Origin of the sequence: Pseudoalteromonas sp. XI10, assembly GCF_001469895.1 — a bacterium.
Lineage (GTDB): Bacteria > Pseudomonadota > Gammaproteobacteria > Enterobacterales > Alteromonadaceae > Pseudoalteromonas.
This window is the reverse complement of sequence record NZ_LOPY01000056.1, coordinates 1-17,073: the sequence shown is the minus strand read 5'-3', so window position 1 is coordinate 17,073 and position 17,073 is coordinate 1. Positions and strand designations below refer to the sequence as shown.

The window sequence follows — 17,073 nt, the reverse complement described above, 5'->3', positions numbered from 1 at the left end:
AAAGATACGTCACTATTAATCATACTCTCATGGGCACATTATGAATTTACACAGCGCGCAAGAAATTATCGATGACATTAAAGCCGGTAAAATGGTTATTTTAATGGACGATGAAGACCGAGAAAATGAAGGCGATTTAATTATCGCAGCAGAGCATATCAGTGCTGATGCTATCAATTTTATGGCAACACATGGCCGTGGTTTAATTTGTTTAACAATGACACAAGAGCGTTGTCAGCAGTTAGAATTACCACTTATGGTGAAAAATAACGGTGCTGCTTTTTCAACTAACTTCACAATGTCAATTGAAGCGGCGAAAGGTGTAACTACAGGTATTTCAGCGGCCGACCGCGCACGTACCGTTCAAGCTGCAATCGCTAAAGGTGCCGTGCCAAGCGATATCGTTCAGCCAGGGCATATTTTCCCCATTATGGCGCAGCCTGGTGGCGTGTTAACACGTGCAGGTCATACTGAAGCGGGTTGTGATTTAGCGCGTTTAGCGGGTCTTGAGGCGTCATCTGTGATTGTTGAAATCTTAAACCCAGATGGCACTATGGCGCGTCGCCCTGATCTTGAAGTATTTGCTAAAGAGCATGACTTAAAGATTGGCACCATTGCAGATTTAATCGAATACCGAAACCTAAACGAAACCACCATTGAGCGCGTTGCTAAATGTAAACTGCCAACAGATCACGGTGAGTTTGATTTAGTGACCTACAAAGACACCATTGATGGTCAGCTTCACTATGTTTTACAAAAAGGTGAAGTATCGAAAGACGAGCCAACGTTAGTACGTGTTCACTTACAAAGTACCTTTAATGATATTCTATTATCAGATAGAAGTGCTGATCGTAGCTGGGGCTTATCAGATGCTATGGCTTATATCGCTGAGCACAACGGTGTGCTGGTTATCTTGGGTAAACAAGAGTCAACAGAAGATCTAGAAGCAACCGTTAAAGCCTTTGCTGCTGAAGATGCTGGCGAAAATGTGAGTCATCGTAAATTCCAAGGTACATCGCGTACTGTGGGTGTGGGCTCGCAAATTTTGGCTGATTTAGGTATTGAAAAGATGCGCTTAATGAGCCGTCCTAAGAAGTACCATGCGTTATCTGGTTTCCACTTAGAAGTGGTTGACTACGTAGAGCCTCGCTCTTAATTAGGGAAAACAGATTTACTAGGCTACTTTTATATTTTTGTGGTATTATGCGCCGTAATTTTTGCGCAATCGCAACCGCTTAAACTTATTTTTTAGGGTTATTAAATGAAAATTATTGAAGGTAACAAATACGCACCGGGCAAAAAATTTGCCATTGTCATTTCTCGCTTTAATGACTTTATTGGTAGCAGCCTATTAGCAGGTGCTGTTGATGAGCTTAAGCGCACAGGTGGCGTATCTGAAGACGACATTACAGTTGTTTACGTACCAGGTGCCGTTGAATTACCTTTAGCAGCGAAACGCGTTGCAGCAAAGAAAGAACACGATGCAATCATCGCTTTAGGCGTAGTGATCAGAGGTGGTACACCACACTTTGATTTAGTCGCTGGCGAATCAAACAAAGGTCTTGCGCAAGTATCTCTTGAGTATGATATCCCGGTTGCATTTGGCGTATTAACCACTGAAAGCATTGAGCAAGCAATTGAGCGCGCAGGTACCAAAATGGGTAACAAAGGCGGCGAAGCTGCTTTAGGTGCGCTTGAAATGGTTAATGTGTTAGACAAAATTTAAGTTTAAGGAATCTCTGTGAAACCAGCAGCAAGACGTAAAGCACGTATCTTAGCACTTCAAGCCGTATACTCTTGGCAGTTAAGCGGCAACCCAATTGCTGATATTGAACAGCAAATGTTAATTGAAAATGATGTGACTAAGATCGACGTCGAATATTTCAAAGACCTAGCACGCGGTGTTGTTGTTAACTGTAAGCAATTAGATGAAATCGTTGCGCCACATTTAGCACGCCCAGCTGATGAGTTAGACATGGTCGAAAAAGCAATTTTACGTCTGTCTGGCTATGAGCTGAAATTCCGTGAAGACGTACCTTACAAAGTGGCAATCAATGAAGGTATTGAGCTTGCTAAGATGTTTGGTGCTGAAGACAGCCATAAGTTTGTCAACGGTGTACTTGATAAAGCAGTGAAAGAACTGCGTAAGTAAGTAACCCCGTAAAGGAGAGCCGGCTTGGGCCGGCTTTTTTGTGTATGAAGGAATTTGAACTAATCAATCGTTACTTTAAGGGGCGTGGCATTATTCGCCGTGATGTGAACCTAGGTATTGGTGACGATTGTGCCTTAGTAACTGTGCCTGAAAACTGTCAATTGGCGGTAACAACAGACACCTTAGTTGCGGGCGTACACTTTTTTGATGACATCTCTGCGCGTGCCCTTGGGCATCGAGCTTTAGCTGTTAACTTAAGTGATCTTGCGGCAATGGGTGCTGAACCTACGTGGATTTCGGTAGGCCTAACTTTGCCTGAAGCAAATATAGAGTGGCTTGAAGAGTTCACTGAAGGCATGCATGAAATTGCAGAGTACTTCAATGTGCAAATTATTGGTGGTGATACCACTCAAGGCCCTTTAACTATTACGATTTGTGCTAAAGGTATCGTGCCTGAAGGCAAAGCACTGCGCCGTAGCGGTGCTAAAGTTGGCGATTGGATTTATGTAACTGGTCCATTAGGTGATGCTGGTGTAGCCATTGAAGCCCGTAAACAAGGCCTCGATATCGCCCCTGAACACTTAAGCTATTTAAATAATCGCTTTGATTATCCGACTCCACGTGTTGCAGCTGGTCAGGTTCTGCGAGGCGCTGCCTCTGCAGCAATTGATATTTCCGATGGCTTATTAGCTGACTTAGGCCATATTTTAGCGCTATCGCAAGTTAGTGCGGTGATCAATGTTGATAAAGTGCCTGTTTCTGATGCATTAAATTCGTCGATTCCACGTGCAGAGCAATTTGACTACATTTTAAATTACGGTGACGACTACGAGCTGCTGTTTACTGTGCCAGAAAGCAATAAAAGCATGGTTGATATGAAGCTACGCCAATATGGTGTTGAAGCAAGTTGTGTGGGTCAAATTAAAAGTGGCGAAGGTGAGATTGAGCTATTACTTGATGGTGAGCAATTTAATTATCAAGGTAAGGGCTTTCAGCACTTTACGAAGGAGCCGGTTTGAGCAGTAACCGATTATTCAATTTAAAACGCCCACACCAATTTTTTGGTTTGGGTTTTGGCTTAGGGCTTGCCCCTAAAGCACCTGGCACCTTTGGTACCTTTGCTGCCTTGCCATTTATTTTTACTACTATGTACTTTCCACTGTGGTTACAGATTGTGTTTGCCATCGTGATCAGTGTATTTGGTATTTGGGCATGTGGTAAAACAGCAGATGACTTAGGGGTACATGATCATCCAGCCATTGTTTGGGATGAAGTTGCTGGTTATTATATCACCATGATTGGTGCTGCACTGAGTTGGCAGTCACTGTTGGTTGGTTTTTTATTGTTCCGCTTTTTTGATATCGCTAAACCAGGTCCTATCCGAATTCTAGATAGACGTTTACACGGTGGCTTGGGCATCATGGCTGATGATATTTTAGCAGGTATATTTTCATTAATTTGTGTTCAAGCCTTGTTTAAAGCAGGCTATTTGCCTTTTTAAACGATGAGTTAAGTGTTACTTGGTGGCAAGTATATGATGCGATTTCTAGTTGTCTGTTTATTGATGCTTTGCAGCACGCCTGCGTTTGCATCTATTACTGACTATGTCGTCAAACAGTGGAACATCCAAAATGGCTTGCCATCGCAATCTTTAAAAAGCATTGCTCAAGATGAGCAAGGCTATATGTGGCTGGGCACTCAGTTTGGCTTAAGTCGCTTTGATGGTAACACCTTCACTAACTTCAATACGCAAAACAGCGATTTCCTGCCAAGTAATGGTATTAATAAACTATTAGTTGATAGCACAGGGTTACTTTGGGTTGGTACCAAAAATGGCTTGGTAACACTTGATCCTAAAACCATGATGTCGCAAACCTTTAACGTTAAAGGTCCGGTTCGCGATATTCTTGAAGACTCCAAAGGCAGTATTTGGATTGCAGCGAATGGCCTTTATTACGTTGCTCGAAATCAAGTCACACTAAATCAAAACTCAGCTTTAATTGTACCGGTATCTAATGCCACTGCTATTACGCAAATTGTGGGTTCAGTGAGCCAAATGGCGTTGTCGCCAGAAGGCATTTGGCTGGTCAATGAGCGTCACTTATTGCGTTTAACCAATACCTCTTCTGACTTTGCAAAGTTACGATTAGAGCTGACTGCCAAAGTTTCATTACCTGAGCGTTTAGCGCAAACCATTATTCATGACATGGCTTGGCTTGAAGGGAACTTATACCTAGCTTCAGAGCTGGGTGCTTACTTTCTTGATTTAGATGACGAGCTGCGTCCATTCCCACTGCCAAATGCCAGTAACTCTGCCGTTTATAAGTTTATGAGCGACTCAGATGGGGCGCTTTGGATTTCGACCTATGGCCGACTGTTATTTCGTGATAACTCAGGAGATTGGCAATGGGTTGAGCCAAGCCAGCTCGATCAAAGCATTTGGTTTGCCGATATTTTCCGTGACAATCAAAATAATATTTGGCTGGCAAGCTTCAGTGAAGGCTTATGGCTTGCTCACGAAGGACGTATTGAACGTCACTCAGCTATCTCAAATATGACCGAAGCAGTGATGGCGATTAGCCAAGCACCTGATGGAAAATTATGGGTGGCTAACCGCAGCGGTGTTGGTTACTTCGATTACAACAAGAATTTTGTAAATCAAATTCCGAGTAACCAGTTTGGTCGAGCAGCAGTGCACGACTTACAATTTGATGGTGATCGTTTGTACATCGCAACAGGCCGCGGTGTGTTTTATTACGAAAACCAAAACTTGTATACGGTGCCGGGGCGAGCACTGCGCGATAACCCTGTATTCGCAATTAGCCGTTCTAGCAAAGGCGGTTTTTGGCTCGGTACTGGCCGTGGTATGTACCGCTTAAGCTACGGTGGTTTAACGCCCTTTGCATACAATGCATTCTTAAGCAGTAAATTTATTACCTATGTTCTGGATGAGCAAAACTTTGGCTTAATTGGCACCAGTAAAGGGGCTTATTACTTTACCGACCGCGGTATTGAAAAAATTGGCGACCAAACCAGCTTAGAAAGTGCCTACGTTACCAGTATTTTGAATATTGAAGGGGTGGGGATATTAATTGGCTCACTTAACGATGGTTTATTTTATCGCAGTACCAAAGGTCAGTGGCGTCAGTTAGATGCGACAGATGGTCTGCCGTATGGCTCTATTTTTAGTCTTGTTTACGATAAGCAATTAAAACGTATCTGGGTCAGTACCATGAAGGGTGTATACCGCATGCCAGTCGAGCAGTTTGGTACTGATATCGAGAGCTTAAAAGTAGAACAAGTGATCTCATCGTTCGACCGTCAACTTGATGGTAAAGCAAGTCAGTGTTGTGCTGGTCTGGGTCATGACGCTGTAGCAGATACCGGTAACTCCATTTGGTATCCAAGCCTACAAGGTGTGGTAGAAATACCAAAGAGCGTTGAGCTTTTTGGTGTTCAAGCTCTTAAGCCTCGCATTGAAAGCTTGATCACGCCGCTTCGTCATTTAAGTACCGCAACTTTGGGCGATAAACCAGAGCTGCAAATTGATGAACGCGATGTAACGTTAAAATACACCGCGATTGATTATTATGCTCCTTCAAGTATTGAATTCCGTTACCGTTTAAGTGGCTTAGACAGTGACTGGCGTTATGCTAATACTCGTCGTGAGGCAATCTATACCAACTTACCGCCGGGTTCGTTTTTATTCCAACTTGAAGCAAAACGCCGTGGTGAAGATTGGCAAAAAGCACGTCGTACTGAGTACAGCTTTGTAGTGCCGCGCCGTTTTGATGAGACTATTTATTTTAGACTCTTGATCACCAGTAGCTTTATTTTACTGTTCTACCTTGTGTTTTGGGTATTTAGAGCGCAAGAGAAACGTAAGCAATTAGCCCTTGAAAGCTTAGTAACAGAACGTACCGTAGAGCTTCGAGAAGCTAACGATAAGCTTAACCAAGTGAATTCACAGCTTAAGCTAGTAAGTCACTCAGATGAGCTTACAGGCCTACGTAGCCGCCGCTTCTTGTTTGATCAGCTCCCTAAAGATATCGAACACTTCCAGCGAAACTCGCAGTCACTGCAAGCGCAGGGTAAGTCGCTCGTTCTATTGATAATTAACTTTGATAACTTCAGTCGCATTAATGATGCATATGGCCCGCTCGCTGGCGATAGCTGCTTACAGCAAATGGCGACTTTATTGAATAGCCGTACTCAAGGTTCTGACTATGTTGCACGCTGGAGTGGCGATGAGTTTTTACTCTTACTACGTGATTTCAAACGCACAGCGATAGACAATTATGTGGCTGACTTATGTGAAGCAATTGCAGCAAATCCATTTAGGTTACCGAATGGGGAATCGACCACGATTACTGCATCTATTGGCTGGTCTTTCTACCCATTACCTTTATTGGGTGGCCAAGTTATTGGTTGGGAAACCTCAGTTAACCTTGCTGATATCGCACTGCATCAAGTTAAAAAGCGCGGTGGTGATGGCGTTGCCAACATTACCTTTGACGAGCAATTAGATGCTTTTGAGTTCGAGCAAAGCCACAATGTTGATCAGCAGCTTAGCGCACTACAAGCTAATGGCTTAGCCGATATTAAAATTTGGATGCGCTAGCGTTTCTATTGGTATTAAAAAAGGAGCCTTAAGGCTCCTTTTTAGTGAATGCTGTTTGGCTTAAGCCATGAACTCTTTGATGCTAGTTAAGATACCACTTGCATCTAGGCCCATTTCGGCGTGCATTTCATCTTGCGTACCATGCTTAATGAACTCATCTGGAATACCTAAGTTTAAGATAGTCACACCGGCTTTGATTGCAGCTAAATATTCATTCACAGCAGAACCTGCACCGCCAGCAATGGCGTTGTCTTCTAGGGTAACAATGACATCATGGCTGCCGAGTAATTCACTGATAGCGTCAGTATCAAGAGGCTTAATAAAGCGCATATCAATAACTGTTGCGTTAAGCTCTTCTGCAGCTACCTTGGCGTTCTCTAACAGCGTACCAAACGACAAGATCGCCACTTTATTACCTTGTTTGATACTACGCGCTTTACCGATTTCAATCGCGCTCATAGTCGATTCAACTTCACAAGTGCCGGCACTACCACGCGGGTAACGAACAGCGACAGGTTGATTGCATTGGTAGCCAGTGTAAAGCATTTGGCGGCACTCGTTAGTGTCGCTAGGCGCCATGATGATCATATTAGGAATACAGCGCATAAAGCTTAAGTCATAGGCGCCTTGGTGAGTTTCACCATCAGCACCAACAATACCAGCACGGTCAATAGCAAATAAAACGGGTAAGTTTTGTAATGCTACATCGTGGATAAGTTGGTCGTACGCACGTTGTAAAAAGCTTGAATAAATAGCGACAACAGGCTTCAACCCTTCACAAGCAAGACCAGCTGCAAGCGTTACAGCATGTTGCTCAGCAATTGCTACATCAAAGTATTGCGCTGGGTACTCTTTAGAAAAACGTACCATGCCTGAGCCTTCACGCATCGCTGGGGTAATTGCCATTAGCTTGTCGTCTTGGGCTGCCATATCGCATAACCAGTCACCAAACACATTTGAGAATGTGGCAGCGCCAGGTTTAGATTTTGGTAATTTTGACATGCTCGGATCAAATTTTGGTACGCCATGGTAACCAATTGGATCCGCTTCGGCAGGCTTATAACCTTTACCTTTTTGCGTTTTAATATGTAGTAATTGCGGGCCTTTAAGGTTACGCATATTACGTAATGTATCTACCATCATATTAACATCATGACCATCAATTGGGCCGATGTAATTAAGGCCTAACTCTTCAAAGAAAGTACCCGGAATGACCATACCTTTTAAGTGTTCTTCCATTCGGCTAGCAAGTTCTTTCACTGGCGGTAAACCAGAAAGAAGCTTTTTACTGCCTTCACGAATATTGGTGTAGAAGCTACCAGACAAAATACGGGCAAAGTGATTGTTTAGTGCACCTACGTTTTCTGAAATCGACATTTCATTATCGTTTAAGATAATTAACACGTTAGGGTTAACATCACCCATGTGGTTCATCGCCTCAAATGCCATACCAGCAGTGATCGCACCATCGCCAATAACAGCAACAGTTTTACGATCTTTACCTTCTTTTTCGGCAGCAATGGCCATACCTAAGGCAGCCGAAATAGAGGTGCTCGAATGGCCAACACTAAAAGTATCGTACGGGCTTTCTTCACGGAATGGGAAAGGGTGCAAACCGTCTTTTTGACGAATAGTATGCATTTGGTCACGACGACCCGTTAAGATTTTGTGCGGGTATGCTTGATGACCCACATCCCATACTAAACGATCTTCAGGAGTGTTATAAACATAATGCAGCGCAACGGTTAGTTCAACAGTGCCTAAACCTGATGCTAGATGACCACTACTTTGCGAAACTGAATTAAGTAGGTATTCGCGTAACTCTTTACTAAACGCAGGTAACTTGTCTTGCGCTAAATCACGCAGCTGTGCTGGTTCGTCAACCAAACTTAATAATGGATACTTGCTACTATCAAGTGTCATGATTTTTTATACATCCTTCGCTAACCAGAGTGCATTATAGCCCATTGCCGCTCTGATTTTTTAGTTATTTTGTCTTTCTTTTTTAGGCATTAATAATTACGTTCAACGATATAGCTAGCAAGGCTCGCCAGTTCGCTGGTGTCGTAATCAATAGCCTCAAGAGCTTGATGAGCTTGAGCTAGTAAATCTTGTGCTTTTTGCTTTGCACCAGCCATACCTAATAAAGCAGGGTAAGTTGCTTTATTAGCCGCAATATCTGAGCCTTGTGGCTTACCTAATGTTTCAGTATCAGCTTCTACATCAAGGATATCGTCTTGTACCTGAAAAGCTAGCCCTATTGCTTGGCCAAATAGGTTTAATTGCGCGAGAGTATGTTCATCACAGCTTTTTGCACTCAATGCACCGAGTGTAATAGCACAATTAAGCAAGGCGCCCGTTTTTAGCTGATGAATACGCTCTAACTGCGCAACTGAAATTTCTTTATCGGTCGCTTCAATATCCAGTGCTTGCCCACCTACCATACCTTCAATACCTGAGGCTTTGCTTAATGAGGCAATCATTTTTACTTGCTGGCTCGCAGGAACGGCAAATTGATGGTTGGCAATTAAATCAAATGCCAGCGTTTGTAATGCATCGCCCGCGAGTATGGCTTGCGCTTCGCCATAAACAATATGACAGGTAGGGCGGCCACGTCTTAAGTCATCATCATCCATGGCTGGTAAGTCATCATGGACTAAAGAGTAGCTATGAATACACTCAATAGCGGCAGCAAGAATATCAAGATCGGCCTTGTCTGCGCCCATCATTCGACCTGTTGCGTATACAAGGTATGGACGTAAGCGCTTACCACCATTTAAAACACCGTAATGGGTGGCTTCTTTGATAGTTTTTTCGGTATTAAGTGGTAGTTCGAAATAGCGATTTAAATGTGCTTCAACGTCTTCACGAGCGCGTTGTAGTTGTTCTTTTAATTGCACTTAATTAGTCCAAGTTTGAATCAAAATTGCTAAGAGGAGCTTGGCTATCGTTACCCATTAAAATGGCAACCTTTTGTTCGGCTTGCTGTAACTTACCAGACGAAGCATTCGCCAGTGCAATGCCGCGTTCAAATTGTTTTAGCGATTGTTCTAGTGACAATTCACCTTGCTCCATTTGTGCAACAATTTGAGATAATTCATCCAGCGCTTCTTCAAAGCTTAAGTTTTCTGGTTTCTTTGTTGCCATTGTGGCCTCGATAGCTGTTAGAAAGTGAGGCCAATTTTAGGGGGAATGCTAAACTAGGTCAAAGAATGATGTGTTTTTTTACGCATAATCCATTTTCAATATGCTATTTTTACGGTTTTAGATACAGCTTAAACTTGTAGCTTAAAAATCTTACATTAAAATAAAATTAATTCATTTAATGATTTAAGTATTTCAACTGCTTGCCGATAAGCAGTTAATAATAAAAATTTGATACCTGAGGGTGTCGTGTAATTGTTCCTCTGGAGGGGTATGTGGATTTAGCAACCATAATAGGTATTCTTGGTGCCATAGGCTTAATTGCTATGTCGATGGTGTTAAGTAGTGACGGCCAAGTTGCAATGTTTTACAACACGCCTTCGGTGGTCATTGTATTTGGTGGTTCGATTTTTATCGTATTATCGAATTTCACTATGGGGCAATTTTTGGGCATAGGTAAAGTCGCTGCAAAAGCCTTTATGTTCAAAATCGAATCTCCAGAAGAGTTAATTGAAAAAGCAGTAGAATTAGCTGATTCAGCACGTAAAGGTGGTTTCTTAGCATTAGAAGAAGCCGAAATCCCCAACGGTTTTATGCGTAAAGGGGTCGATATGTTAGTGGATGGTCATGATGCTGATGTTGTTCGTGCCACCCTACAAAAAGATATTTCTCTTACTGCTAACCGTCATGAACTAGGGGCTGGGTTATTTAAATCACTTGCCGATATTGCCCCTGCGATGGGTATGATCGGTACGCTAATCGGTTTGGTTGCTATGTTATCAAATATGGATGACCCGAAAGCAATCGGCCCTGCAATGGCGGTTGCACTTTTAACTACTCTCTATGGTGCATTTTTAGCGAACGTTGTTGCTATTCCAATTCAGGTAAAACTAGAGCTACGTAAAGACGAGGAAGCGCTTAATCAACGTTTGATTCTCGATGCGGTACTAGGTATTCAAGATGGTCAAAACCCGAAAGTAATTGAAGGTATCTTGAAAAACTACTTAGCCGAATCAAAACGTAAAGTTGATACCGAGGAGTAGGGTATGTCAGATGAAGAGTGCAAATGTCCACCACCGGGTTTACCCGCCTGGATGGGAACCTTCGCAGATTTAATGTCATTATTAATGTGCTTCTTTGTACTCTTGCTTGCTTTCTCAGAAATGGACGTACTGAAGTTTAAGCAAATTGCCGGCTCTATGAAGTTTGCTTTCGGTGTACAAAATAAAATTGAAGTAAAAGATATTCCAAAGGGAACCTCGGTCATTGCCATGGAGTTCACTCCGGGCAAACCTGAACCCACTCCTATTGAAACGATTCAACAACAAACCGTAGAAATGACGCAACAAATGCTTGAGTTTCAAGCTGGTGATGAAAGCTCCGCCGGTGGTCGACAAGAGCAGCGCGGTAATAAACGTGGAGGTGAATCGCAAAGTACGGCTCAGCAACAAGCTCTAGAACAGTCAATTTCAGCAGCTGATCAAGAACAAACAAATGAACTTGTGAAGAAAATTGCTCAGCAACTAGAACAGCAAATTATGGATGGTGCGATTGAGCTCGAGTCATTAGGCCAGCAAATTATTATTCGCATTCGTGAGAATGGTTCATTCCCATCGGGTAGTGCTTTTTTACAGCCAAAATTTAAACCTATTATTCGTGATATTGCTACGTTGTTAAAAGATGTGCCGGGTGAAATAACCGTGTCAGGTCACACTGATGACTTCCAAGTATCGAATGAGCTTTATACTAATAATTGGGATTTATCATCAAAACGTGCGGTGGCAGTTGCCAGTGAAATGGAAAAAGCGCCCGGTTTTGATAAATCTCGTATGATGGTGGTAGGTCACGCAGAAACAAGGCCTCTTGTACCGAATGTGACCGATGAAGATCGCAAGCGTAATCGCCGTGTTGAAATCTCTATTATGCAAGGTAAAGCACACGAGTCTGACCCTATTGATGTAAGGCAATAAATCCATTAAAGTGAAACTTCATTAACACATGTAATGGAGTATAAAAATGAAAAAAGTTGATAAATATAGCTATATGCCAGGCAATGGTGATGGCGGTGATGATGATAAAACTGATTAAGGCACTGCATTTTGCCTGATTGGTTTGTAGAAATTAGAGTTATATTAAGCAATAGCTGGGTGTTCATTTTGAGCCCGGCTATTATTATTTTTTACCTTCGTAAAGATTGGCCCGCTTTTTATTTCTCTATCATTACTGCTGCTTTTTTCCTTTATGGAACTCTTATTTATTCTGCTTTAAGAGAGTTTGATGATATCTATATCTGGCGCTATGTAGTCTGGGCTTTTAATGATATTGCTTGGATGGCAATCATTGCTTACTTAGGTATTAAAGATAAAGTCTACCTATGGCAAAGTGTTTTAGGGCAGTTGGTTGTGATAATGGCGCCCATTTTACAGTTGTTCCGTTTAGTTGACCGCCACCTTTGGGATTTGTCTTACAGCACCTACATGTACAAGACCCTGCTACCGCTAATCAATATTGGTACTGTGGTCGTATGTTACCTACCGCTTATCTACCTCTTTACTCGACGAAGCCAGCAAGCTTAAGGCGTTTCTTCGTTAAAAATCCTGTGCTAGACTACTGTTTATAAAAACAGTATTTAGTGTTGCGTTATGAAACTTTACATTGCCGAAAAACCATCCTTGGCGCGAGCCATTGCAGATGCTCTGCCAAAACCACAAAAAAAGCATGATGGCTATATAGAGCTAGGTAATGGTGATTGTGTCTCATGGTGTATTGGTCATTTGCTTGAACAAGCAGAACCCGATGACTACGATGCAAGTTTTAAAAAGTGGCGGTTTGAGCATTTACCTATCGTGCCTGAGCAATGGCAATTAAAACCTAAATCAAAAACACGTAAACAACTCACTGTATTAAAAAAGCTAATCAAGCAGGCAAATATAATTGTTCATGCCGGCGATCCTGATCGCGAAGGCCAGCTATTGGTTGATGAAGTGATCGAACAGGTTAAACTTAGCCAAGCCAAAAAACAGCAAATTCAACGACTCTTGATCAGCGACTTAAACTTAAGTGCAGTTAAAAAAGCGCTAAATAATTTAAAATCGAATCGCGATTTTATTCCATTGAGTGTGTCTGCTTTAGCTCGCTCACGTGCCGATTGGCTATTTGGCATGAATTTAACTCGCGCTTATACGCTTGCTGGGCAAAAAGCTGGGTTTGGTAATGTGTTATCTGTTGGGCGTGTTCAAACTCCTATTTTAGGTCTAGTTGTAAATCGTGATAATGAAATAGCTAACTTTGTAGCGAAACCTTTTTATGAAGTATTAGCTCATCTTGAAACTCAGCAGCAAGCATTTTCTGCAAAGTGGCAGCCAAGTAAAGCATGTGAACCTTATCAAGATGAAGAAGGGCGGGTATTACATAGAGGGCTTGCTGAAAATGTTGTGTCACGCATAACTAATCAGCCAGCGAAAGTAGTTGAGCTTGAACAAAAGCAAAAAAAGCAACAAGCGCCGTTACCTTATAACTTGTCGGCTTTACAAATTGATGCGGCAAAGGCGTTTTCAATGCCAGCACAAAAGGTGCTAGATACCTGTCAAAGCTTGTATGAGCGTCATAAGTTAATTACGTACCCTCGTTCAGATAACCGCTATTTACCAAAAGAGCATCATAAAGATGCAGCGAGGATTATTGCTGCCATCGTCAATAATGAAGGTCAAGCAAGTGAAGCTTGCAAGCAAGCTGATACCAGTAAGCGGAGTAAATGTTTTAATGACAGCAAAGTGGCGGCTCACCACGCTATTGTTCCTACCGAAAAACAGCTTCGCTCAGCATCATTAAATAGTGATGAACAAAAAATCTATCGGTTGATCTGCCGTCATTATCTAATTCAGTTTTATCCAGACTATATATTTAACGAAACCAAAGTAACGGTCGAAATTGCGGGTGGGCTTTTTAAAGCAGCTGCTAAGCAAGATGTTAGCTTAGGCTTTAAAACATTAATGGGCAAAACAGAGTTAAAAGATGAGCAAACCTTACCACCACTTGAAAAAGGCCAGCCGCTACATTGCAATCAAGGTGAAGTGGTAGACAAAATGACGACACCGCCAGCGCATTTTACTGATGCTACCTTATTGAGTGCTATGACAGGCATCAGCCGCTATGTGAAAGACCCAGAAATTAAAAAGATCCTCAAAGAAACCGACGGCTTAGGCACTGAGGCTACACGGGCTGGTATTCTTGAGCTTTTATTTAAACGCCGCTTTTTAGAGCGTCAGGGTAAAAACATTCTAGCTACCGCAACAGGCAAAGCTCTCATAAGTACATTACCAGAGCAGCTTGCTAGCCCTGACTTAACAGCTAAGTGGGAAGCATCGTTAGGGAATATAGCTGAACAACATATGAGTTATCAGCAATTTTTAACGCCATTGTTGGCAGAGTTACATGCTTTAGTTGAGCAAGCCAAGCAGTGCGACAGCCAAGTCTTTGCTCAGTTACCAAAAACGCCGCAAAAGCGACGTTTTAAAAGAAAAACTAAGCCTAGAGCTAAGTCAGCCTAAACTATTTTTTGTTGAATAGGGCAACCGCAGCATTACTCATCGCTGTAATCCCTGTAGGAAGCGCCTTCTTGTAATCAGGTGCAAACTTGCTTGAGTGTAAAGAAGGTAATGTTGCGCCAGATTGCATTGCTGCATCATATTGACTCGGTTCAACACCGCCCAACCAAAACAAAGTAATTGGCACGTGCTGCTCTGTACGACCATAAAGGCCAAAGTCTTCACCAGCCATTACAGCTTCAGTTTCAAGAACATTGTCTTCACCGATTGCATTAGCAATTGCTGAACGCACTACATTGGTTTGTGCTGGGTTATTGTAAGTCGAAGGAATTGACTCATCTTCATGTACATATACTTCAGGTGCTAAGCTTTCATCAAGGCCTGCACTTAATGCGATACCTTTAGAAATTCGTTTAATCGCCGCGATTTGTTGTAAACGAACTTCAGGGTTATAACTACGCAGTGTCAGTTGTAGTTTTACTTCATCTGAAATGACATTGTGTTTAGAGCCACCGTGAATTGAGCCAACAGTAATAACAGACGGTTCTAGTGGTGACAATTCACGACTAGTAATAGTTTGCAGTGCCAAGACAATACGTGAAGCAATCACAACAGGGTCTATTGTTGTGTGTGGATAGGCACCGTGACCGCCTTTACCCTTTACAGTAATATCAACAGAGTCAACACTTGCCATCGTATACTCAGTTTTCATGCTAACTTTACCAGCAGGAACACTCGCACTTACATGTAAACCAATAACATGGTCTGGAGTAGAGTACTTAGTAAAAAGCCCTTCTTTAAGCATTGCTTTTGCACCACCACCAACTTCCTCTGCAGGCTGTGCGACCATCATTAGCGTACCTTGCCACTGATCTTTATGTGTCATTAACTGTTGTGCTGTGCCAATAAATGAACTCATGTGAATATCATGCCCACAACCATGCATTACGCCAACGGTTGCACCAGCATCATTTGTTACAGTCACTTTAGAAGCGTAAGGTTTTCCAGTTTGCTCAACAATTGGTAATCCATCAGTATCAGTGCGGATCATTACTGTAGGGCCATCACCGTTTTCATAAATACCAACAACGCCATAACCACCTACATTATCTGTAACAGTAAAGCCCAGTTGTTTTAATTGCTTTGCTAGCTTTTGACCAGTTTCTTTTTCGTGGTAAGACAGCTCGGGAGATTGATGTAAATCTAAATAAAGCTTTTCAATCTCAGGCATAGTTTTTTTGAGATTTAAATCGAGCGTTGTTGCTTGTGCGAATGGACTAAGAAGTAATAAAGCTGCAGAAATAGCAGATAATTTCATAATGACCTCGACCCGTGGGGCTTGTAATTGTTATGTTTGCCACTATATAAAAACCTAAATACTTATATAGTGCAATCGATCAAATGAATAATATGATAAAACTTACCCAGCAAAATTTGCAGCAAGCACTGGGTGAAACGTCCGCTGAAAAGCTAGTGCTACTTACTTTTTACTCTGCGCAAAACCCAGAGTGTCATCAGCAAGCTGCAATTTTAGAGAAAATAGCAAATGAGTATGGTGAGCATTTATTAGTAGCGACATTAGATTGTGATGTTGAGCAAGCCCTTGCTGGGCAACTTGCGCAGCAAATTGGTTTACAAGCATTACCTACGCTTGTGATGTTAAAAGATTCAGCGCCTGTAGATATGTTACCTGGTGCTCAAACAGAGCAGCAAATTCGCGATGCGCTAGCCAAACATTTACCAGCTCAACACGAATTATTACTAGAGCAAGCTAAGCAAGCGTTAATTAATCAAGATCTAAATAATGCCTTTAACTATGCAAAGCAGGCTTATGAGCTTGATCCAAACCATACACGTGTAAAGTTAGTTTTAGCTGATATCTGTATTCAAATTCATAAATTAGAAGATGCGCAAGCATTATTAGATTCGGTTGCAGAAAATGAACGTGACGCGTATTTCACAAATATTCAAGCAAAATGTGAACAAGCATTAGCTGCAACAGATTCACCAGAGATAAAAGCATTGCAGGATAAAGTTGAAAAATACCCAAATGATTTAGAGATAAAAGTAGAACTAAGTAATGCTCTTAATAGCGCGGGTCGTAAAGAAGAAGCTTTAGAGATGCTATTTAATGTACTTAAAAAAGATCTTAACTACGCAGATGCAAAACCAACCTATCTAGAAATTATCGCTTCTTTACCTGATGGCGATACCTTGGCATCTAAGTATCGTCGTAAGTTATATAGTATCTTGTACTAATCCAGAGTTGATTGATAAAAGCGCCATTAAAAATAGTGGCGCTTTTTTTATTTAAAAACTTGCGTATTACCTATTATCGATAATACTTAAGATCCTCTCGAGAAAAGTTGACTGTATTTTGTACAGTAAACTGTGCTTTTTACTGCCTTTAGCTTGTTTTTTGCGCGAAAGGTAAGTTTTTAGTAGTTTTCTACAAAAAGTGCTTGCGTTAATTCTTCGCATCCCTATAATGCGCATCCACTGACACGGCGGGCAGCAATGAAAAGCGCTGAACAAAGTGACACAGAGTTAAGTAAAACTTCGGTTTAAAACGGTCTAAAAAGAAAGTTTAAAATTAAGTGTTGACTCGA

15 protein-coding genes are annotated in these 17,073 nt (G+C 41.9%); 11 read left to right on the top strand and 4 right to left on the bottom strand.

What is annotated here, in order from left to right; translation table 11 throughout:
- Window positions 1-40 precede the first annotated feature (40 nt).
- From ribBA to AUR67_RS17350, 6 genes are all read left to right on the top strand, one after another.
- Window positions 41-1,156 carry a bifunctional 3,4-dihydroxy-2-butanone-4-phosphate synthase/GTP cyclohydrolase II gene (ribBA, locus tag AUR67_RS17375; RefSeq protein ID WP_054562662.1) on the top strand — a complete coding sequence of 372 codons (1,116 nt, stop codon included), beginning with the start codon at window positions 41-43 and terminating at the stop codon, window positions 1,154-1,156.
- 105 nt (window positions 1,157-1,261) lie between these two features.
- Window positions 1,262-1,726, top strand: a complete 465-nt coding sequence (gene ribE / locus AUR67_RS17370) for a 6,7-dimethyl-8-ribityllumazine synthase (RefSeq protein ID WP_054562661.1) — start codon at window positions 1,262-1,264, stop codon at window positions 1,724-1,726.
- A 15-nt stretch (window positions 1,727-1,741) separates the two neighbouring features.
- Complete coding sequence (gene nusB / locus AUR67_RS17365; RefSeq protein WP_054552571.1) at window positions 1,742-2,152, top strand: transcription antitermination factor NusB; 411 nt, start codon at window positions 1,742-1,744, stop codon at window positions 2,150-2,152.
- A gap of 44 nt (window positions 2,153-2,196) precedes the next feature.
- Complete coding sequence (gene thiL, locus AUR67_RS17360; protein ID WP_054562660.1) at window positions 2,197-3,171, top strand: thiamine-phosphate kinase; 975 nt, start codon at window positions 2,197-2,199, stop codon at window positions 3,169-3,171.
- The gene (locus AUR67_RS17355; protein ID WP_054562659.1) at window positions 3,168-3,653 is read left to right on the top strand and encodes a phosphatidylglycerophosphatase A; all 486 of its coding nucleotides are present in this window, start codon (window positions 3,168-3,170) and stop codon (window positions 3,651-3,653) included. Before thiL ends, AUR67_RS17355 begins: the two co-directional genes overlap by 4 nt.
- Window positions 3,654-3,686: 33 nt before the next feature.
- A complete protein-coding gene (locus AUR67_RS17350; RefSeq protein WP_058586212.1) occupies window positions 3,687-6,773 on the top strand; it encodes a ligand-binding sensor domain-containing diguanylate cyclase in 3,087 nt (1,028 codons plus the stop codon).
- Window positions 6,774-6,833: 60 nt separating this feature from the next.
- Here AUR67_RS17350 and dxs read toward each other — a convergent pair whose 3' ends face one another.
- From dxs to xseB, 3 genes are all read right to left on the bottom strand, one after another.
- Complete coding sequence (dxs, locus tag AUR67_RS17345; protein WP_058586205.1) at window positions 6,834-8,696, bottom strand: 1-deoxy-D-xylulose-5-phosphate synthase; 1,863 nt, start codon at window positions 8,694-8,696, stop codon at window positions 6,834-6,836.
- Window positions 8,697-8,785: 89 nt separating this feature from the next.
- Window positions 8,786-9,673: a (2E,6E)-farnesyl diphosphate synthase gene (gene ispA / locus AUR67_RS17340; protein WP_058586204.1), complete on the bottom strand. Its 888-nt coding sequence runs from the start codon at window positions 9,671-9,673 to the stop codon at window positions 8,786-8,788.
- 4 nt (window positions 9,674-9,677) lie between these two features.
- Entirely contained in the window at window positions 9,678-9,920 is a 243-nt protein-coding gene (gene xseB / locus AUR67_RS17335; RefSeq protein WP_054552565.1) for an exodeoxyribonuclease VII small subunit, read from the bottom strand.
- Window positions 9,921-10,192: 272 nt separating this feature from the next.
- Between xseB and pomA the strand changes: the two genes are divergently transcribed.
- The 4 genes from pomA to AUR67_RS17315 all read left to right on the top strand — a co-directional run bounded on the left by pomA (window position 10,193) and on the right by AUR67_RS17315 (window position 14,467).
- Window positions 10,193-10,960: a flagellar motor protein PomA gene (gene pomA, locus AUR67_RS17330; protein WP_054552564.1), complete on the top strand. Its 768-nt coding sequence runs from the start codon at window positions 10,193-10,195 to the stop codon at window positions 10,958-10,960.
- Window positions 10,961-10,963: 3 nt separating this feature from the next.
- Window positions 10,964-11,887 (top strand): flagellar motor protein MotB, encoded by a 924-nt coding sequence (locus tag AUR67_RS17325; protein WP_058586203.1) that lies wholly within the window; start codon window positions 10,964-10,966, stop codon window positions 11,885-11,887.
- A 129-nt stretch (window positions 11,888-12,016) separates the two neighbouring features.
- A complete protein-coding gene (locus tag AUR67_RS17320) occupies window positions 12,017-12,493 on the top strand; it encodes a hypothetical protein (protein WP_054562655.1) in 477 nt (158 codons plus the stop codon).
- A 66-nt stretch (window positions 12,494-12,559) separates the two neighbouring features.
- Window positions 12,560-14,467 (top strand): DNA topoisomerase III, encoded by a 1,908-nt coding sequence (locus AUR67_RS17315; RefSeq protein WP_058586202.1) that lies wholly within the window; start codon window positions 12,560-12,562, stop codon window positions 14,465-14,467.
- Between the two features lies 1 nt (window position 14,468).
- Here AUR67_RS17315 and AUR67_RS17310 read toward each other — a convergent pair whose 3' ends face one another.
- Window positions 14,469-15,782, bottom strand: coding sequence for a M20 metallopeptidase family protein (locus AUR67_RS17310; protein WP_058586201.1), 1,314 nt, complete (start codon window positions 15,780-15,782; stop codon window positions 14,469-14,471).
- A gap of 83 nt (window positions 15,783-15,865) precedes the next feature.
- On the opposite strand from AUR67_RS17310, the gene AUR67_RS17305 reads away from it, so the two are divergent.
- A complete protein-coding gene (locus AUR67_RS17305; protein ID WP_058586200.1) occupies window positions 15,866-16,723 on the top strand; it encodes a tetratricopeptide repeat protein in 858 nt (285 codons plus the stop codon).
- Window positions 16,724-17,073: the final 350 nt, after the last annotated feature.